17 protein-coding genes are annotated in these 18,733 nt (G+C 45.5%); 8 read left to right on the top strand and 9 right to left on the bottom strand.

Going from position 1 to position 18,733, the window contains the following annotated elements; all coding sequences use genetic code 11:
• Nucleotides 1–94 precede the first annotated feature (94 nt).
• The gene (trhO, locus tag L4D74_RS05255) at nucleotides 95–1,075 is read left to right on the top strand and encodes an oxygen-dependent tRNA uridine(34) hydroxylase TrhO (RefSeq protein ID WP_428751083.1); all 981 of its coding nucleotides are present in this window, start codon (nucleotides 95–97) and stop codon (nucleotides 1,073–1,075) included.
• A 131-nt stretch (nucleotides 1,076–1,206) separates the two neighbouring features.
• Here the strand turns inward: trhO and L4D74_RS05250 are convergent, their stop codons facing one another.
• From L4D74_RS05250 to L4D74_RS05210, 9 genes are all read right to left on the bottom strand, one after another.
• Nucleotides 1,207–2,331 (bottom strand): AI-2E family transporter, encoded by a 1,125-nt coding sequence (locus L4D74_RS05250; RefSeq protein ID WP_428751082.1) that lies wholly within the window; start codon nucleotides 2,329–2,331, stop codon nucleotides 1,207–1,209.
• Nucleotides 2,324–3,016 (bottom strand): potassium channel family protein, encoded by a 693-nt coding sequence (locus L4D74_RS05245; RefSeq protein WP_428751081.1) that lies wholly within the window; start codon nucleotides 3,014–3,016, stop codon nucleotides 2,324–2,326. The genes L4D74_RS05250 and L4D74_RS05245 overlap by 8 nt, the downstream gene beginning before the upstream one ends.
• Nucleotides 3,017–3,035: 19 nt before the next feature.
• Nucleotides 3,036–3,956, bottom strand: coding sequence for an HlyD family secretion protein (locus tag L4D74_RS05240; protein WP_428751080.1), 921 nt, complete (start codon nucleotides 3,954–3,956; stop codon nucleotides 3,036–3,038).
• A 25-nt stretch (nucleotides 3,957–3,981) separates the two neighbouring features.
• Nucleotides 3,982–4,185, bottom strand: coding sequence for a DUF1656 domain-containing protein (locus L4D74_RS05235; RefSeq protein WP_428751079.1), 204 nt, complete (start codon nucleotides 4,183–4,185; stop codon nucleotides 3,982–3,984).
• On the bottom strand, nucleotides 4,185–5,852 hold the full coding sequence (locus tag L4D74_RS05230) for a TolC family protein (RefSeq protein WP_428751078.1): 1,668 nt from the start codon (nucleotides 5,850–5,852) through the stop codon (nucleotides 4,185–4,187). The genes L4D74_RS05235 and L4D74_RS05230 overlap by 1 nt, the downstream gene beginning before the upstream one ends.
• A gap of 10 nt (nucleotides 5,853–5,862) precedes the next feature.
• The gene (locus L4D74_RS05225; protein WP_428751175.1) at nucleotides 5,863–8,103 is read right to left on the bottom strand and encodes an FUSC family protein; all 2,241 of its coding nucleotides are present in this window, start codon (nucleotides 8,101–8,103) and stop codon (nucleotides 5,863–5,865) included.
• A gap of 378 nt (nucleotides 8,104–8,481) precedes the next feature.
• The gene (locus L4D74_RS05220) at nucleotides 8,482–9,852 is read right to left on the bottom strand and encodes an L-cystine transporter (RefSeq protein ID WP_428751077.1); all 1,371 of its coding nucleotides are present in this window, start codon (nucleotides 9,850–9,852) and stop codon (nucleotides 8,482–8,484) included.
• 160 nt (nucleotides 9,853–10,012) lie between these two features.
• Nucleotides 10,013–10,696 carry an NAD(P)H-binding protein gene (locus L4D74_RS05215; RefSeq protein WP_428751076.1) on the bottom strand — a complete coding sequence of 228 codons (684 nt, stop codon included), beginning with the start codon at nucleotides 10,694–10,696 and terminating at the stop codon, nucleotides 10,013–10,015.
• 140 nt (nucleotides 10,697–10,836) lie between these two features.
• Entirely contained in the window at nucleotides 10,837–11,724 is an 888-nt protein-coding gene (locus tag L4D74_RS05210) for a sigma-70 family RNA polymerase sigma factor (protein WP_428751075.1), read from the bottom strand.
• Between the two features lie 378 nt (nucleotides 11,725–12,102).
• Here L4D74_RS05210 and L4D74_RS05205 point away from each other — a divergent pair, with 378 nt between their 5' ends.
• The 7 genes from L4D74_RS05205 to L4D74_RS05175 all read left to right on the top strand — a co-directional run bounded on the left by L4D74_RS05205 (nucleotide 12,103) and on the right by L4D74_RS05175 (nucleotide 18,696).
• Nucleotides 12,103–12,387 (top strand): hypothetical protein, encoded by a 285-nt coding sequence (locus L4D74_RS05205; RefSeq protein WP_428751074.1) that lies wholly within the window; start codon nucleotides 12,103–12,105, stop codon nucleotides 12,385–12,387.
• Nucleotides 12,388–12,616: 229 nt separating this feature from the next.
• Nucleotides 12,617–13,645 (top strand): nicotinate-nucleotide--dimethylbenzimidazole phosphoribosyltransferase, encoded by a 1,029-nt coding sequence (gene cobT / locus L4D74_RS05200; RefSeq protein ID WP_428751073.1) that lies wholly within the window; start codon nucleotides 12,617–12,619, stop codon nucleotides 13,643–13,645.
• Between the two features lie 38 nt (nucleotides 13,646–13,683).
• Nucleotides 13,684–14,463: an adenosylcobinamide-GDP ribazoletransferase gene (locus L4D74_RS05195; RefSeq protein WP_428751174.1), complete on the top strand. Its 780-nt coding sequence runs from the start codon at nucleotides 13,684–13,686 to the stop codon at nucleotides 14,461–14,463.
• A gap of 15 nt (nucleotides 14,464–14,478) precedes the next feature.
• Nucleotides 14,479–15,030 carry a bifunctional adenosylcobinamide kinase/adenosylcobinamide-phosphate guanylyltransferase gene (cobU, locus tag L4D74_RS05190; protein WP_428751072.1) on the top strand — a complete coding sequence of 184 codons (552 nt, stop codon included), beginning with the start codon at nucleotides 14,479–14,481 and terminating at the stop codon, nucleotides 15,028–15,030.
• A gap of 19 nt (nucleotides 15,031–15,049) precedes the next feature.
• Complete coding sequence (locus L4D74_RS05185; RefSeq protein ID WP_428751071.1) at nucleotides 15,050–15,667, top strand: histidine phosphatase family protein; 618 nt, start codon at nucleotides 15,050–15,052, stop codon at nucleotides 15,665–15,667.
• Complete coding sequence (locus L4D74_RS05180; RefSeq protein WP_428751070.1) at nucleotides 15,660–17,456, top strand: M3 family oligoendopeptidase; 1,797 nt, start codon at nucleotides 15,660–15,662, stop codon at nucleotides 17,454–17,456. Before L4D74_RS05185 ends, L4D74_RS05180 begins: the two co-directional genes overlap by 8 nt.
• A gap of 211 nt (nucleotides 17,457–17,667) precedes the next feature.
• The gene (locus L4D74_RS05175) at nucleotides 17,668–18,696 is read left to right on the top strand and encodes a succinylglutamate desuccinylase (RefSeq protein ID WP_428751069.1); all 1,029 of its coding nucleotides are present in this window, start codon (nucleotides 17,668–17,670) and stop codon (nucleotides 18,694–18,696) included.
• Nucleotides 18,697–18,733 lie beyond the last annotated feature (37 nt).

The raw sequence follows: 18,733 nt of genomic DNA, 5'->3' as shown, positions 1-18,733 counted from the left end.
CATAGTAATGCTTGGTTATACTTCGCGTCACATTAACAAGCCGATCACGGCACGACGCTCTGGATTTACGTTCCAGCTCGCAGAAGGAAGAACCATGTCTCAATATGTTGTATGTGCGTTATATAAGTTTGTCACTCTTAATGACTACCAAGATATTCGCCAGCCGCTCACTGAAATCCTTACTACTAATGCTATTCGCGGAACGCTATTGCTTGCGAGCGAAGGCATTAATGGTACCGTTGCAGGCAAACGAGAATCAATCAATGCGTTGCTCCATTGGTTTCAACAAGATTCTCGATTAAAGGATGTCGTGTATAAAGAGTCGTTTAGTGACACGCAGCCGTTTAACCGCACGAAAGTGAAACTGAAGAAAGAAATCGTGACGATGGGCGTGGAAGGGATTGATCCGCTCAATGTCGTGGGTACCTATGTAAAACCGAAAGATTGGAATGAACTGATTTCTGATCCAGACGTGTTGCTGGTGGATACTCGCAATGACTATGAAGTGGATATTGGTACTTTCAAAAATGCCGTTAACCCAAATACGGAAACGTTTAGGGAGTTCCCTCAATACGTTGCTGATAACCTAGACCCCACAAAACACAAGAAAGTGGCGATGTTCTGCACCGGAGGGATCCGTTGCGAAAAATCCACCGCGTATATGAAAGAGCAAGGCTTTGAAGAAGTCTATCATCTCGAAGGCGGTATTCTTAAGTATTTAGAAGATGTGCCTGAACAAGACAGTATGTGGGAAGGCGACTGCTACGTGTTCGACGGACGTGTTGCCGTGAATCACCAACTAGAAAAAAGTGGTTATGATGTCTGTAACGCCTGTCGCTTACCGATTACCATCGAAGATCAAGCGTCGGAGCACTTTGAAAAAGGGGTGAGCTGCCCCAAGTGTGTCGATAAACACAGCGACGAGCAAAAAGCGCGTTTCCGTGAGCGAGAGAAGCAGGTTCAACTTTCCAATGCGCGGGGCGAAACTCACGTTGGTGGGGAAGCGGCACAACTCATCGAGCAGCGTAAAAAACAAAAGCGCGCGATGAAAGCTCAGCAACGCTCGGGAAAGTAAGCTAAGTACGCCATACCGGCATTATTAATGACCAATAAAAGGGAGCAAGACAGTAGTCTGCTCCCTTTTATTTACCTTCTGCCTATTTCAAACTCGAAGGTGTGTGCTTGTTAGGTTACTCGGTTACGGGTTTAGGAAGACTCTTGAGATGATGTATCTTCGTTGATTTCGGGTTTACTTTCGTCTTCCACTTCGTAATCTAACCAGAACAAAAACAATTCATACCAAATCGCCAGTACGATTGCCCCTAAGAACAAGCCAATAATCCCTGCAAATAACATCCCCCCAATGGCACCAATCAAAATAACCGGCATTGGCACGTCGACACCACGGCCCATTAACATAGGTTTTAGGAAGTTATCCGATAATCCACCTGCCAAGGCCCAGATAGTAAAGAGTGTGGTACTGGTGCCATCACCAGTCGAATAGACATAAAAGATGACAGGGGCGACGATAAGAAGGGCGGGTAATTGGGCAATACAGAGTATTAAGATCGCCAGTGTTAATAGACCCGCAGCAGGAACCTTAAACACAAACATCGCAGCACCAATGATCACCGCTTGAATAAACGCAACACCCACAACACCGAGTAATACACTGCGAATGGTCGCCGCCATTAGGTTGGCCCATTGCTCGGCTTTTTTTCCGACCGCTCGTACCGCGACGGTTTCTAGTGCCCCGGAGATTTTTTCAGCGTGTGCCATGAAGCCACCTGCAATCGCGAGGGAAATAATAAACATCACCAAGCTCGTCAGTGCCCCACCTAATATTGAGGCAATCGCACCTAAAAACCCTTTAATCTCAGGTAAGAACTGTTGAATGCCTTTCTCTAAATTGGTCGAAAACAGATTCCATATACTGTAGAGCTTGTCGCCAATGACGGGGATTTCTGCGATTTTAGCCGTTGGCCCCGGTATTTTGATTTCACCACTTTGAAGCACTTCCGTCGTATGGGCGACCCCTTCATACAAGGAGCCAGAGACGAGCGCGAAGGGAACCACGAGTATTCCTATACCAATGAGAGCGACAGATGTTGCAGCCAATCCACGTTTTCCGCCGTAGGTTTTTTCAAGCCGTTTGGTTAACGGTAATAATGCGACGGCGATAATCGCCCCCCACAATACGGGAATAATAAACGGCTTAATAATGCCATAGGTAAAGGTAATGAGTAGAATCAGTAATCCGATTCTGATGGCAGACTCCACCATATTGTTGATGAAGAGTTTACTTTGGCGTTGCTCTATTTGTTTATCCATTTTTATGTTCCCTGTGCTCGATGTTGGCACTCACTAAACTTGACACCACAATAGCCATATAAAATACGCCAGTGATTGCTTCTAAATATACGACAACCTGAGCAAATGGCGTGGTTGGACTGATGTCGCCATACCCCAAGGTTGTTAGTGTTACAAAACTAAAATACGCCGCGTTTGAAAAGTTATCTCCCCAAGTTAAGGCTGTCATGCCCGTAAACGCGGTAGGAGAAAATTCAAGGATCAATAAATAAACGATAGCCCACATTAGCCCAAGTAAAAGAAATAATGCGATAGAACCGATCACTTTATTTGCATTCACGTTACCGTGAAATAGAACTTGCTTAGCGGTGGACTGAAAAGTCGCAAAGAAAAAAGCGAAGGTCAGTGCCAGCATCGCGAGATCCATATGCCGGATATTTAACACGCTTTTTAGGATCAGAACAGCAACCCAGACGGCGGTGAGGAAAGCGAGAAAGCGAAACCACTTACGGTCAAACCTAAGGCTAGCGAGGCAAACAACAAAGGTCCAAATAATGAAGCCTTGTAATATGTGGTCGATGACGCCTTCACCCACGACTTCAGCAAGGGAGGCACTAATTAATAGCGCAATCAAAGACAAGGTAAGATAGAAAAAGTTATTACCGTCGTTGATGTTTTTTATCCGTCGCCCGAGTTTTCTTTGCATGGCTCATTCCTGTGATAATTTAGTTCGACGTGTTGTCACTATTTCTGCCTTCGGTGTTGTTATTGCTGTTGGCGTCTTGCATAACCATGACGGACGCACTTAAGCCAAACCGCAATTTAATCCCTTCAGGCAGTTCGTTTAAGGTGACTCTTACCGGTATTCTTTGTGCTAAGCGAATCCACTGAAATACGGGGTTAACATTGGGAAGCAAGTTATACCCAACGGTACCGTCAGTAGGTGCAATCCCCCAACCAATCGAGTCCACAGTAGCGGGGATGGGAGTGTCAGGGTGAGACATGAGCGTGACTTTTGCTTCATCGCCTGGATGAATTCCGCTGAGTTGGTTTTCTCTAAAAAATCCAAATACCCAAAAGCTGTTGCTATCGATAAGTGCAACAAGGGGCTGATTGGCAACGGCTTGGGTTCCATCTCGAATGTCTAAATTTGAAATAAGCCCGTCAACACTGGCATAGACTTTTGTGTAGCTGAGATTAAGCTTCGCGGAGCGAACGTTTTCCTCTGCTGCTTTGATTTGTAGCTGGGCTTCTTCATAAGCGATTTCACGACGCGTCAGATCTTTGTGCGATACCGCGCCTTTATCTTTTTTTCGTATATCAAGCAGTCTGTCATATTCGATCTTTTTCCCTCTGGCACTGACGATAGCTTTCTGAAGTGCCACCTCTGACTGTGACAGCGTCACTCGATAGGGTTCATCATCAATTTCGAAGAGTAAGTCACCTTGCGATACTGCCTGATTATCTCGTATGGCGACGTGAATGATGGGCCCTGACACACGCGGAGCCACTTTGATGACATTGGCTCGGACTTGTCCATCGCGGGTCCAAGGGTTGTTAAAATACTCTTGGAATTTGGCATAGCCGAGCCAAACGGCGAAGCCGATGACAACGAGGTTCACTACCACAACAACTGTTTTTTTCATAATTCGACCTAGAACCTTATTTGACCTAGAACCTTAAGTAAAGACCATCAATAGCCACGACATACATCACTAAAAGTGCCAAAAATGTCAGGGATGGGAATGCGACAAACCGCGATAATTTTGTTTTGTTCAGTACGATAACGGTTACCCAAGTAGCCACGAGTGCCAAGATGAGAACCAGTAATAACGGGGAGAAATAAATGTCTCCCCATGCGAGTTCGTGAGGCATTAGTGCGGCTCCTTATTAGCAAGTGGCGTAGCCTGAGACGATGTCTCTTGGTTAGCAGGAGACGAATCTATCGCACCGCTTGCGCGGGGTTGTGAACTTGCTGGTAACGTAACCGCGTCTTCAGATAGGGCTCCTCCCCAATCAGACCGCTGAGTCATTGTTTCCACGAGATCGTTAGAAATAAAGGGTTTACCGGAGTTAACCTGCCAGCCACCGCCTAATGATTTGTATAGCGCTACTACCTGATTCGCCACGTTTCCTTTGATTTGCGCATAACTGTCTTCACTACGAGTCATCTTTTCTAGAGAGCTAAGCAGTCGTTCAAAGGAAATTTGACCATTTTCATATTGCGTCATCGAAATATTGAACGCTCGAATAGAGGCATCGACAGATTGCAAACGCAATGCCTGCTGTTGTTGATATAACTGGTACGCGTCAAGGGCGTTGGTGACTTCTTGCACGGCTTGCAGCACTTTTTTGTTGTAGTTGGTCAGGGTTTCTTGGAAGCGTGCATCTTCAAAGCGGACGTTATTTTTAATCCGGCCGTATTGGAAAATATTCCAACTAAAACTAGGGCCCGCCACAAGCATTAGTGAGTCGCTGAAACTAAAGCTGCTGCCTGTTGGTGTTGTGCTATTGACGCCAATGGAGCCAAATAATGAAAAACTAGGGTAGAGCGCTGCTTCCGCAACGCCGATTTGAGCACTTTGAGCATGGGCCTGTAGCTCTGCTACTTGTAAATCTGGTCGTCTTAAAATCAAACTGGCATCAATGCTAGGTTCAAGAGGCAGGGTGCTGGGAACCATAGATTGAATATCACTTTCACGTGCCGAGACTTTTTTGCCGGTTGATTGAAATTGTTGTTCATTACGAGTGAGCTTGCTCTCATCATTGTGAAGCATCGGCTCGACATATTCAGGTAAGGTGCCAAGTAATACCGCGAGCGCATTTTTGGCTTGGAGCATCGCAACTTTTAGGCTAGGGAGCGCCGCCATGGTAGTGAATAATTGATTTTGGGCTTGTTGAACGTCGAGTTCAGTGACATTGCCCGATTCAAATTGAACGCGAGTGATATTGACGACGCGCTGTTGGATTTCGATATTACGTTGCGATAAGAGAATACGTTCTTGGAACGTCCGATAGTTGATGTAGTTACGGGCGACTTCCGAGGTAATGGTCACCAGTATATCGTTATAGGACGCGACGGAAGCGTAATAGCTCGCTTGCGCGGATTCAATTCCTCGCGCATATTTTCCCCATACATCCATTTCCCATCCTGCATCAAAGGTTAGAGCAGCATTGTTGAAGGAATGATTGTTCTGATAAGCGTAGGCTAAGTTTCCCGATAGGGCTTGCACTTGTGGGTAGCGAAACCCATCCGCGATACCTAGTACGGATCGTGCTTGTAGGATACGCAATCCCGCCGCTTCAACATCAAGGTTTTGTTGAGAGGCCTGAGTAATTAAAGTGTTGAGTATGGGATCGTTAAATTGCTGCCACCAAAGTGCAGTCGACTGACTGTCGGCATTGACTTGTTGCTGAGTCCATTGGCTTGGTAATACCGCCGACTCAGATTGTCTTTGGAAATCGGGGCCCACCGTGGTGCAGGCTGATAGTAATATCGTCGTTAAAACCAACCCATAGGAGCGAAGATTAGCTAAGTTCATCGTTCCATCCTTAAAACCGATGCTGTTTGAGGTTGTCGAATGCCAGTGCTTGACTAGCATCATTTACTTGAATAAGCGCTTCAAAAATATTTCGCTTTAAATTTAGAAACACATAAAAACGAGCAATGTCGTTTTGGCTGTAATCGTCCAAATTGAGTCCTTGGAAAAATGATTCAATAGCGGATTCCGCTTTGTCATATTCATCGTGAAGCGATGAGAATACGCGCTCTCTTTCTTGATGTTCAGCGTACGGCGCCTCTGTATAAAGCGCATGTAGTTGAATTAGTTTTGGGATTACTGTGTCTTGCTGCTCCAATCTAAGCCGAGTAATCAAGGGGTTATTTTTTAGAGTGGCTTGTGCCAGTAGTAGATTGTTTGTGTGATCGACTAAGGTCTGGCAGGTTTTGGTGTAATGATTAAGCGATGATGTTGTGTTTTGCGAAAAGTAGCTGACGTCGATTTTACTGGCCCATAGTGTTTGCTTTTTGGCGGCAATATTCATGGTTTTTGCATGCAAAGGAATGGCAAATGTGTCGAGCCAAGACGGTGAGGGCGATTGTAAGCGAGTAAAAAGTTGATATTGATGGCGAAATAGTCGTTCTCGAATCGTGAGAAAAAGATGCTCTGCTTTTGATGAGAACGGAAAGTAGTGAGAGAACACGATCATCATAACGACTAAGTAAAACAGCATCATAATGGTCATGATAATTCCGAAGTGATACGTCATCGTGTTGTTGATGCCTAGGGTAAACAGTCCCAACATAAAAAAGATGGTGATGGGGCCTTTAAACAGATAAAAGCCAATAAAGGTATAGCTAAACAGAAACAGTGCTAATTCAATGCCCAGCTCTAGTTGGGGCAAAATGAAAACGTAGGCAGGAACAGAAAAAATAAAGCCAAAGGTGAATAGCCCAGCAAGCAGTTTGGGGTGTATCGGCATAAACGACAGCAACGACATAAAAATGGTCGAAAAAATGACAAAGCTGTAACCGCCCGGCGGGTTGATAAAAATCCAAACGGCGCTTGATACCCAATAGGTAATAAAGACTTTGATAGCGGTTTTAAAATTCTCACTGTCCCACCAAACGAACGTACTCGGTGCGGGTGGCAGTGTTTCTTTGAAGGACACTTGTTTGGTGATCGAGTCAATACAACTAATGGTTTCAGCAAGGCGAGAAAGGTGGCGATGAAGTCGGTTCATGGCGTAAGCCAAAGTAAGTGTTGTCGCTTTATCGAGGTGAGCCGCCATATTGAGCTGTTGGTCGTCTAATTGGATCTTTGTTTCAGTGGCTCGGTATGACGCGCCTTCTTCCCCCCAAGTATCATGGCAGCGCTGGAAAAGTGAGTCGATATTTTCTACAAATTCATCATAGTCGTTTAATAGGTGTTGTGTGTTGCCGTGGTGAAAGTACCCCTGAGATACCGTGACCAATAATTGAGTAATGCTTTTGCTGTAATGGAGGGCTAAGCGCCACTCGGTTAAGTAGGCTGCGACGTCACTACTTTCTTTACTGACGCTGGAAAACCGTTGCTCCAATTGATTTTGGGCGCTAAATAACGCAGCGACTTGTTTATCAATGTGTTCCTTCAAGTCGGTGAAGTCTGTTGAGCTCTCATTTATGGTGCCAGTCTTGTTTTTACTAGTTTCATTGTTACTAGCCTCATTAGTACTAGCCTCGTTGACGCTAGTCATTTGGGCATGATCGCGCAGCTGGGTGATAACGGAGGTAAATAGTTGACGCTGCGCCAGCAACACTTCTTGAGTTAAAGCTTGGAGATTTTGCTCCACTTTGAAGGGAAACAAATAGGTGCCAACTAGCGTATAAATGACAACACCAAAAATCGTCATGTGAGCACGATCGATGCCATAAAGAAATGCGCCATTGGCGTCGCCGCCATTAGACATCATGAGTGTCATCACACCCGTTAGCATGAACAAGGTTGGATCTTTTTGGTAGGCGTTACGGAGGTAAAAAATGAAGGCGACTACGACGGATACGCTGAGCATATATAGCAAGCGGTCTTGCGCAAATAGCCCAACTAACAGTAGTCCGATGACTGCTCCAACGATGGTCCCTAGAACACGTAAAGTTCCTTTTTCTAAAGATTCCCTTTGACCACCTGTACAAGCAATAAGCATGACAGTGGTTGCGGCTGTTGAGGCTTGAGGCCAGCCCAGAGCAAAAGGAATGAGGTAAGCCAACGTGAGGCTGACTGCGACTTTAAGCGCAAATAGAGTTTTGTTAGTCATCATCCTTTAAAACAATATCATCCTTGATAGCAGTATTGCGATTCGCGCGATTCTTGACACTGGTACTCGCCCAGTAGGAATGTGGGTTACCGCGCGTTGAGAATACTGAGTTTAGTACGGAACGCTGTCCACTTATTGTTCTTCCTCAGAGATTCAGTCTCAAAGCAAAAAAAACACTGATTGCAATAACGGAAAGTATAGACGTAATTTCTCTAGGTGTTTGAAAATTATTGTATTAATTACTTTTTAGGATGCACCTAGGCACAATGCAAAAGTGAGTGGGTATAAAATGATGGTGAGAACAGGAGGGTGGGAAGGTTAATAATGAGCGTTGAAAGATTTAAGCGGTACCTGAGTACCGCTTAATAGAGGGTAAACCTAAGCGTTTGCTTGTTTTAGCGCTTTGGCTTCTTTTTTCTTGAGTATGCGGCTTGTAATGGTACCAGCAGTCATCGCTCCCGAGACATTCAGTGCGGTACGTGCCATATCGATAAGTGGTTCGATAGAAATCAATAGCGCGGCAATCGTTACTGGTAAGCCCATCGCAGGAAGAACAATCAATGCGGCAAACGTAGCACCACCACCAACACCAGCAATACCAAATGAACTCACCGTAATGATAGCGATAAGCGACAAAATGAAATTGATGTCCATTGGGTCAATACCTACCGAGGGTGCCACCATGACCGCAAGCATCGCAGGGTAGATACCCGCACAGCCATTTTGACCAATTGTTGCACCAAACGACGCAGAAAGGTTAGCTATTGCTGGTGGTACGTTAAGCTTAGTCACTTGCGCTTCAACATTAAGTGGAATCGTTGCAGCTGAACTACGTGATGAGAACGCAAACGTAAGCACTGGCCAGATTTTTTGGAAGTACTCTTTTGGACTTACACCAACCAGTGACACCAAGAAACCGTGGACAACAAACATAAGCAGAATCGCAACGTAAGAAGCAACGATAAACCCAAGTAAGCTTAAGATATCGCCAGCGCTCGACGTGGCAACAACTTTAGCCATAAGCGCTGCGATACCGTAGGGTGTGAGCGCCATGATCATTTTAACCAATCGCATAACAACCGATTGAGTCGCTTCAACAAAAGTACGAATAGGAGATTCGAGTTCTTCTTTCTCCGCCATTACTTTACGAGCGGCAATACCAGTAAGAACGCCAAAGATGACGACCGCAATAATAGAAGTAGAGCGAGAACCAGTAAGATCTGCAAATGGGTTGGTTGGAATAAAGCTCACCAACATTTGAGGGATACTGAGATCGGTTACACGGTCGATTCGATTCTCTAACACGGCGATGCGTGCGGTTTCGCGAGCCCCTTCTACGAGTCCTTCAGCGGTTAAACCGAATACTTGAGTTACGGCGATACCGACCACGGCAGAAATAGCGGTAGTAACAAGTAAAACAGAAATAGTTAGGCCACTAATTTTGCCTAGTGACCCGCCTTTTTCAAGCTTGACTACAGCGGCAATCATGGAGACAAGCACTAATGGCATGATGACCATTTTTAGTAAGCCAACGTAGCCGCGGCCAACGAAATTCACCCATTCTAGCGTAGCGGCAATGGCTTCATTACCCTCACCAAATATCAGTTGAAGTGCTAAACCGAAGGCACTACCCAGCACCAGTCCAAATAGCACTAGGCGTGAAAGTGTGTTCTCTTTTTTCTGTTGTCCATACAAGAAAAAAAGTATGCCCAAAAATACCGCGAGTGAGGCGATAACAGCGACTGACATAATAAGCGTCCTTTATCTATATTTTAGCTTTTATAAAACCCTTTTATATATAGGGTTTCAGGATTCGAACGCGCTAAGTTACCGATCTAGTGTAATCGTTAACAATAAATAAACGTCATTAGTTAGTGCTAATAGTTATATCAAAAAGAGAGGAGTATATTTAATGGTTATATTTAGCGAGCATGTCACGCATATTAGCAGAATCATAGACAGCACATGGGGTCTCATCTTGGTTTATCAAACTGTAAAGCATCGCCTTTGCCACAGACTCTGCCGAGATCGGTGCGAACTTTCTTAACGGCCCCACCATGAGTGGATTGATAACTTTGAATAAACTTTGAACAGCGGTCTCGTCAGGTCGGATGTCTTTTGTTCTTCCGGCGAGCGGCCCCGGTCTGACAAAGACAACTCGCTGAAAGCCCATACTCTTTATTCGTTTTTCTACGCGACCTTTACATTTTAGGTAGTGGGAGAGTGATCGTGGCGATGCGCCAAGGCTGGAGACTACAGCGATGTGAGTAATGCCCACCATTTTCATGGTTTGGGCGACATCACACACCAGTTCATAATCTATTTTTTCTAAGGCGGCTTTGCTTCCTGCTTGTTTTAACGTGGTCCCTAGGCAAATAAAGCCTAATGTTGGGAAGGGGTGAAGCCGATCAGAGTCGGTGATGCGCAGTGCGCCATCCAATAGCGTTGTGGTTTTATCGGACGGGGTGTCTATAGGTGAGCGGCACAAGGCGTAAATGGATTGTATATGTGAGGTCTGCTCAAGCAGTGATAACAGTTTACTCCCGACCAAACCTGAGGCCCCTGCGATCATCACATTGAAATGTTGAGCCATAAAAAAGTCCCTCGATATAAGCTATCAGGGACTATAGAGAACATTTTGCCATTATGCTGTGATTTAACCTAAATTCGTTGAAAATAATTAGCTAATTAACTCAAAATAATCAGCTAATTAGTATCAATCCAACTAAAGCGTTACTCGACAACTTCTTCCTTAGTTAAGTTTTGGCGGTGCAGCTTTTCTTTTAGAATGTCCATGGCACCTTTTTGTATTTGACGTACCCGTTCTCGCGTGACGCCAACGATTTCGCCCACTTCCTCTAGGGTTTTTGGGGTGTCATCAAGTAGACCAAAGCGATGATAAAGGATGACGCGTTGTTTCTCGGGTAAACTATCGACTAAGCCAAGCAAGGCTTTATTAAGGTCCTGATTGACAATATCGCGCTCTGGGAGTTCGAAAACATCGTCATCGTCAATGGTTTGAAAGTGGTCTTTACTTTCACCGTCGTCATCCCACCCGTTGTCTAAAGAGAGGGATTGTTCAGACAACTTAAGCAGCTTGCTCACGTCTTCAGGGGAGCGTCCAGTACGAGTGGCAATGTCTGACGACGTTGGCTCGTGTTTGCCTTCTTTTCTGAGTTCTCGCTCTGCTTTACTGCATTCTCGAATTTGTTTGGTCACGTGAACTGGAACGCGGATCGTACGCCCTTGGTTCATAATCGCACGATCGATGGATTGTTGAATCCACCATACGGCGTAAGTAGAAAAGCGGAAACCAAGCTCTGGGTCAAATTTGTCTACGGCTTGGATCAAGCCGATGTTGCCTTCATTGATGAGGTCATAAAAATCCACACCTCGGCCGGTATAGCGTTTCGCAGTTCGGATGACTAAGCGTAGATTGGCATTGATCAAATTTTGTCGGGAGAGGGCATCGCCTGCGCGAGCTTTTCGGGCAATATGTCGTTCATCTTCAGCGCTGAGCAAGTCATGATGAGAGACTTCTTTGAAATAAGTGGTACCGATGTTAAATCCATCGTCACTTCGTGTTGTTGCTTGGCTATCCTTAGCGTCTACTTTACCCATAGAGAGTCCTTTCTTAATGCTTGTTATTATATGAATACCGTTATTATTTGGTTTATGCTGCATTCACTGTACGCTGTACTCTTACGTTACAGCAAAGATAAAACAAATTACAATTAAATATTTGTCAGAATTAGCTATTCACGCTGCGAATTAATTACTTCGACACGGCTATATAGCCTATTGATTTCATTGTTATTATCGCTATTGTTCGCTCTTGTTGGTTTTTGCTCCTTAATGCGAGGGGAACGAACGCATTCAAACAGCAAAATATGACATGGCTACCGTTTTACAAGGTTAAGGTTGTGACATTCATAAACTGCATTAGACTTTAGTCAAAATGTGTTTGTTATTCACAGTGGCGTAGAGGTAGATAGATCAATGAACGAACAACTTCAACAAAAACTGGAAGAACTCCTTGTATTGGCAAAGTCACAAGGTGTTTCCATTGTCGGGTTGGTTGATGCGCCAAATACGGAGCGTTGCCACATATTTAAATCGATTGAAGCTGACAGCAAAGCGGGAATTAGAAACCTAGACCAAATTATGATGAGACAGGTGTGTTCTGGGGCGACGGATGGTTGTGATGCATGCCATATGGAGTCATCGAAAGTGTCGCAAGAAAGCTTAGCACTGCTCTTTAGTGAATTGCAGCAACCAAGTTGAAGATCCTGTAATTTAAATGGTGCATTACTTCTAATGCCATGTTCACATTTTATTGTTAATAAAGTCCTCGTTCATCGAGGACTTTTTGTTAACAGAAACTTATCTATTCACCTTGGTTTACCTAGGTTGAACCAGTACACTGTTTGCCACAAAAGTACTGTCGTTTCGCTTTAGCCTTCAGTCAGATAGCGAAACTGACTCCCATCATATCGATAACAAGAATGGATCTATGTTAGATAAACAGTTTGACGCGCAAATACAACATCGAATCGACCAAAAAACCAAACCACTCGGTGCTCTCGGTGCGCTAGAAAACGTGGCGTTTCAGCTCGCCCAGATCCAAAGTAATCGAACCGGTAAGTTTGTGTCGTCGCTCTCCATTGATGCAGCGTCTGTTATTGTCTTTGCAGGGGACCATGGCATCGCCAATCAAGGTGTGAGTATCGCGCCAAGTTCAGTCACGCAGCAAATGGTGCTTAATTTTTTAGCCGGTGGCGCTGCGATTAATTGTTTTTGTCGAACCAATCATTTAGCGTTTTCCGTTGTGGATTGCGGGATGTTGGCCGCGGTAGAGAGCGATTCCCAAGACCTAATTGTTAGTCGTGTGGCAGCAAGTACCCATGACTTTTCCGTTCAGGCGGCGATGTCGATGGAGCAAGTGGCGCAAGGGCTTTCTAGCGGTAGCGAAATTGTCACTCGCAAAGTAAAGGCGGGATGTGAATTACTGATCTTTGGTGAGATGGGTATTGGCAATACGAGCTCAGCTTCAGCCTTGCTGTCGAGTATTGCCCAAGTGCCAGTGGAACAAAGCGTAGGCTTTGGTACCGGAATTACTCTAGACCAACTTGCTAGAAAACGTCATTTGGTTCAGCTCGGAATTGAGCGCTGCGCAGACAAATCAGTCATGGAAGTATTGAGTGAAGTTGGAGGTCATGAGATTGTTCATATGGTGGGCGGTTTTATTCGTGCAGCCGAGCACAAAATCCCAGTATTGGTCGATGGGTTCATCGTTTCTGTTGCAGCATTAATTGCGACCCAAATGGTTCCAGAAACTCGCGATTACATGATCTTCTCTCACCGTTCGGATGAAGGGGCACACAAATTGGTGTTGGAGCGCATGCAAGCTCGTCCGTTATTGGATTTGTCTCTTCGATTAGGAGAGGGCACAGGCGCTGCACTGGCATACCCGCTTCTGGCATGCGCGGTCGAGTTCTATAATCATATGGCCAGTTTTGAAAGCGCCGGAGTGACGGTGTGAGTGATAAAAGGGAGGTCGAGAATCACGAGGGTGGTGTAATAGATCCGCGTTCTTCGTGGCTATTGGTTCAGTGGCAACTATTTTGCTTGGCTTTGAGTTTTTTCTCTCGTCTTCCCATCCCTGCTTCAACCCCTTATTCTCCAGAGCGAATGAATCGTTCTGGGCGCTACTTTGCGCTGGTTGGTCTGCTTCTAGGGCTGATCTGTGCGATAGCGTACCAACTGCTAAATATGGTGTTGCCGTCATCGGTGTCAATTGTAATGACTATGGTCGTGAGTTTGCTTCTAACGGGGGCATTTCATGAAGATGGATTGGCCGATATGGCGGATGGTATTGGCGGTGGGATGACGCTAGATAAACGCTTAACCATTATGAAGGACAGCCGATTAGGCACGTATGGTGCGGCGACACTGATGATGGGGCTGCTTGTCAAGTTCGTCACATTAGTTGAATTAACGGCTATTACGTCCATGTTCGCGGTGTGGATCGTTGGTTATACCACCAGCCGAGCCGTTGCCGCGTCATTTATATCAACGATGCCATACGTCTCTGACCCAGATGGCAGCAAAAGCAAACCACTTGCCAATACACAACGCCCAAGCGAACTGTTGTTTCTAGCGGGTTGCGGTGTTCTACCCGCTTTATTCATAGGCATCGATTTCACTTTAATCGTTTTTGTTATCGCGGTGGCGTTCCATGTCTTATTTCGACGCTGGTTACAGCTTAGAATTGGTGGCTATACAGGGGATTGCTTGGGGGCAGCGCAGCAAATTATGGAGTTGCTGATCTATCTCGCTTTGCTGGTGTATTTAGGGTAATAGGCGGTAATTACTATGCCAATAGAACTTATTTTAGGTGGCGCGCGCTCGGGAAAATCACGCTTTGCGGAAAACCGAGTCAAAGCACTCGCGTCGCAAGCGTCAAAACCACTCACTAGACATTATGTGGCTACGTCGGAAGCCTTAGATGATGAAATGGTAAGCCGGATCAAACATCATAAGCTGCAGCGAGGCGAAGGTTGGAAAGAATGGGAGTGCCCCTGTGATCTTGTCTCGCAACTTGACCGTTTTGATTCAGCGGATGTGGTACTGATTGACTGCCTAACGCTTTGGTTAAACAATGTGATTTATCATCAAGGGGCGTCGTGTAGCAATCAGAGTCTAGAACAAGAAATTGAAAGGTTAGTGGTTGCCCTGCAGCAATGTTCCGCCCATGTGATTCTAGTTTCAAATGAAGTGGGGATGGGGGTCGTACCTATGGGGGCGGTGTCGCGTTTGTTTGTAGATAATGCAGGCAGGATGAATCAGGCTCTGGCACGTATTGCACAACAAGTGGTGTTGGTGTCAGCTGGGTTACCGCTGACGCTAAAATCGGAGAGTGAGTGAGCACGGAACGGCTAATTCAATGATTAATATTTATCTACTCAGGCACGGTAAAGTGACCGGAAAGGCTGCCCTCTATGGTCATACGGATATTTCAGTACCTTGTGAAGAGAATGATCGTATAGCGGCTAACTTGGGCTCCTTATCCTTAGGGTTAAGGCAGGTGATTACTTCACCCTTAGTCCGTTGTCACAGCGTTGCCGAGCAATATGCGCACCAACAAGCCTTGCCGTTATGCGTGGCGCCTGAACTTAGCGAAATGTACTTTGGGGATCTTGATGGTGTCCCTTTTGATACGATGTCGACGCAAGAGTGGCAAATGCTTGAACCATTTTGGACAGTGCCAGCTCAAATACGGCTGCCTAACGCAGAATCACTCAGTGACTTTCACACTCGTGTTGTCGGTTATTGGGAGTCACTGGCTACACAAAAACAAGACACCTTAGTCGTGACGCATGGTGGGGTCATTAGAATGATTCTCGCCCACCTTCTAGATCTTGATTGGACGAATGCGAAATGGTATTCGACCTTATCTATCCAAAACGGCTCACTGACACATATTCAAATTAACCCTAAATTTCCAGAGCATGTATTGATCAAAGCGATCGGTATGCCGATAAAAGGACCTAACGATGACTAAAGCTATTTGGGATCTGACGATTGCCTATAGTGGATTAGATGATCCAAAAATAGAGCAAGATATCGTATTAATTCAACGTTCGATTGAGCTGCTTGAAAGTTATCAAGACGAGCGAGCGCAAGTGATTGCGATGCAGAACGCGATTCAAACTCAGTCAGCCGCAAGTACACTGTTAGCAACGGTAAATACGCTAGCGACGTGTGCGGCTTCAACCAATGCCATGAATACTCAAGCTAAGCAACTCATTGGACGCATTGCCCAACTGAGCTCTCAACTAGAGCAGGCGTTTACCCCGTATGAAAACACCCTAGCGTTGGCTGACTTCCCCTTTATTGAGCAAGTTTTGGATCATGCAGATCCTTGTGTTGCAGGGCAAGGTTTTCAAATAGAGCTGTTGCAGCGCAAGGCGCAAACGCAATTAAGTATAGAGGAAGAGCAGCTATTATCTGCGATGCAGGTGGACGGTAGAGACGCGTGGGGGCGGCTTTACGATAACATCACCGGCGCACTTCAAATCACAATAGAGTGCGATGATAAGCAAGAGATTATCGGTTTTTCTCAAGCGGCGAGTTTGCTTTACGGCAGTGAGTTTGCCAAGCAAGAAGCCGCGTGGAAAGGCATTCAGAGCGCAATGGCGCAACATTGCCATTCCTTCGCCGCCATTTTGAATGCTTTGGCAGGCTGGCGACTGTCGGAAGCGAAGAAGCGCTCTTCTCACCAACCGGAACATTTCTTAGATTCCAGTTTAAGGGAGAATCGTATTCAGCGCGAAACCCTAGATGCGATGATGTCGGTTGCCGAGTCGAACAAGCACATTGGTCAGCGCGCGGGTCGATTGATGGCTAAGGTTCATGGCGGTAGTGCGATGACACCGTGGAACCACCTTGCCGCTATGCCTGCGTTGGGGAAAACTGAGCCACAAGTCTACACATTTGAAGAGGGCATTAATGTTATTAAAGCCGCTTTCGCTACCGTTGAACCCGCGATGGCAGAGTTTGTTCAGACTATGGTTGATAACGGATGGATTGATGCGCAACCATCAGAAAATCGCCGCTTAGGCGCCTATTGTACCAAATTGGCGGCAACGCGTACGCCGTTGGTGTTCATGACATGGGGAGGCAGCCGCTCAGATTTGCTGACCTTAGCGCATGAGCTTGGGCATGCCTTCCACAACTGGGTGATGCGAGACTTACCGCTTTGTCGTACTCGTTATCCAATGACCTTGGCCGAAACGGCGTCTATTTTTGCTGAAAATATTGTTAGAGATTACTTGCTTAGCCATGCGACAAGCCCAGAGCAAAAGTTGGAAATGTTATGGGAAGAGCTTTCTTCAGCTTATGCATTGACCATCAACATCCCTGTTCGCTATGAGTTTGAAAAAGCATTTTATCAAGCACGTGAACGCAATGAACTGGATGCAGAGCAGCTGTGCCAACTGATGTCAGATACTTGGCAAGCCTGGTACGGGGATTCCATGGAAGGGCAGGATCCGTATTTTTGGGCGAGTAAGCTTCACTTTAGTATCTCTGAGTTAAGTTTTTATAATTATCCTTATCTGTTTGGCTACTTGTTTAGCCTAGGGGTATATGCACAACGCTCAGTGAAAGGGGAAGCATTTTATTCCGATTATGTCTCATTACTTAGAGATACGGGATCCTTCTTGGCCGAAGAGGTGGTATCGCAGCATATGGGACGCGACTTAACGCAACCTGAGTTCTGGCAGGAGAGCATGGCAAGGTTGGAACAAAAAGTGGATGAGTTTGAAACATTATTAGCCACCCTTTTGTAATAGGGTGGCAATGAATACGCCATTTACCGTGGACGGTATTGAACCAAAGCGCGGCTAACCAACTCAATTGGTTGTATTTATAGGGGCGATTTGTGTCCAAATTGAAGTCTTTCGTCTCTCTAAACGCGATTTACTTCGATAAACGCGATCATCTCAGTATAAATTTACGCTCTGATTCATTACCATACCGCTGTCAGATAGGGAGCAGCGCATGACGAAATCGTTTTTTCGCCAATCATTTCTTAAAGATACGTTAGAAACCCATATTGAGTTTCAAGCAAAATCCATGGTGACCGATGCCGGTATCAAAATGGATCTTACTCACCGTGGAATGTTGGAAGTGACACCGTGTTCGGTCAATAAGGACACGAAACATATCATCATCTCTTGTGGTATCCATGGCGACGAGACTGCGCCCATGGAACTCGTTGACAAGATGGTGGAAGACATCGAATCTGGTTTTCTTACTTTGAGATCGAGATGCCTGTTTATTATCGCTCATCCAGAGTCGACGAATAAACACACTCGTTACATTGATGAAAACTTAAATCGACTCTTCGATGAACGTTCGCATCCGATGAACCGCGAAGTTGCTATTGCTAAGCATCTTAAGTCTCAGGTGACGGCGTTTTATCAAGGTACATTAGAGTCTCAGCGCTGGCATTTAGATTTGCATTGTGCGATACGTAAATCGGCGCATTATTCCTTTGTAGTGAGTCCTAAAACTCGCCATCCAGTTCGTAGCCAAGCTTTGTTTGATTACGTAGCTAGCGCACATATTGATGCGGTACTACTCTCTAACTCACCATCGAGTACATTTAGCTGGTACTCCGCTGAAAACTTTGCCGCTCAGGCACTAACGATGGAGTTGGGTCGTGTTGCCAAAATTGGTGAAAATGATCTCGATAAATTACTTGCGTTTGATATCGCAACAAGGGACCTACTTTCGGATGAGACGGCCGAGCATATCGCCAAACCTTCGATAATGTATCGTGTCTCCAGAACCATTGCTCGTCATCATGAAGATTTTGACTTTTTGTTTGATGAACAGGTGGCTAATTTCACTGAGTTTAAACACGGTGAAGTGTTTGGTCATGATGGAGACAAACCTTTGATGGCGAAAAATGACAATGAAGCGATTGTGTTTCCTAACCGCAATGTTGAAATTGGTCAGCGCGCGGCATTAATGGTCGTTAAAGTCGCGATTCGCTACGAGGATGACCAACTCGTCTACGATTAACAAAAAACAGTGGCGTATTTTAGCGCCACTGTTATTC

The organism is Vibrio cionasavignyae (genome assembly GCF_050337155.1).
GTDB classification, from domain to species: domain Bacteria; phylum Pseudomonadota; class Gammaproteobacteria; order Enterobacterales; family Vibrionaceae; genus Vibrio; species Vibrio nomapromontoriensis.
This window is presented reverse-complemented; position numbering and strand designations above follow the sequence as displayed.

What these genes read in the sequence shown, in the direction of transcription:
- cobT (WP_428751073.1), top strand. Translation starts at nt 12,617, where the DNA reads ATGTTAGATAAACAGTTTGACGCGCAAATACAACATCGAATCGACCAA.
- L4D74_RS05215 (WP_428751076.1), bottom strand. Translation starts at nt 10,696, where the DNA reads ATGGCTCAACATTTCAATGTGATGATCGCAGGGGCCTCAGGTTTGGTC.
- L4D74_RS05185 (WP_428751071.1), top strand. Translation starts at nt 15,050, where the DNA reads ATGATTAATATTTATCTACTCAGGCACGGTAAAGTGACCGGAAAGGCT.
- L4D74_RS05180 (WP_428751070.1), top strand. Translation starts at nt 15,660, where the DNA reads ATGACTAAAGCTATTTGGGATCTGACGATTGCCTATAGTGGATTAGAT.
- L4D74_RS05235 (WP_428751079.1), bottom strand. Translation starts at nt 4,185, where the DNA reads ATGCCTCACGAACTCGCATGGGGAGACATTTATTTCTCCCCGTTATTA.
- L4D74_RS05240 (WP_428751080.1), bottom strand. Translation starts at nt 3,956, where the DNA reads ATGAAAAAAACAGTTGTTGTGGTAGTGAACCTCGTTGTCATCGGCTTC.
- L4D74_RS05175 (WP_428751069.1), top strand. Translation starts at nt 17,668, where the DNA reads ATGACGAAATCGTTTTTTCGCCAATCATTTCTTAAAGATACGTTAGAA.
- L4D74_RS05210 (WP_428751075.1), bottom strand. Translation starts at nt 11,724, where the DNA reads ATGGGTAAAGTAGACGCTAAGGATAGCCAAGCAACAACACGAAGTGAC.
- L4D74_RS05230 (WP_428751078.1), bottom strand. Translation starts at nt 5,852, where the DNA reads ATGAACTTAGCTAATCTTCGCTCCTATGGGTTGGTTTTAACGACGATA.
- L4D74_RS05245 (WP_428751081.1), bottom strand. Translation starts at nt 3,016, where the DNA reads ATGCAAAGAAAACTCGGGCGACGGATAAAAAACATCAACGACGGTAAT.
- trhO (WP_428751083.1), top strand. Translation starts at nt 95, where the DNA reads ATGTCTCAATATGTTGTATGTGCGTTATATAAGTTTGTCACTCTTAAT.
- cobU (WP_428751072.1), top strand. Translation starts at nt 14,479, where the DNA reads ATGCCAATAGAACTTATTTTAGGTGGCGCGCGCTCGGGAAAATCACGC.
- L4D74_RS05225 (WP_428751175.1), bottom strand. Translation starts at nt 8,103, where the DNA reads ATGACTAACAAAACTCTATTTGCGCTTAAAGTCGCAGTCAGCCTCACG.
- L4D74_RS05205 (WP_428751074.1), top strand. Translation starts at nt 12,103, where the DNA reads ATGAACGAACAACTTCAACAAAAACTGGAAGAACTCCTTGTATTGGCA.
- L4D74_RS05250 (WP_428751082.1), bottom strand. Translation starts at nt 2,331, where the DNA reads ATGGATAAACAAATAGAGCAACGCCAAAGTAAACTCTTCATCAACAAT.
- L4D74_RS05220 (WP_428751077.1), bottom strand. Translation starts at nt 9,852, where the DNA reads ATGTCAGTCGCTGTTATCGCCTCACTCGCGGTATTTTTGGGCATACTT.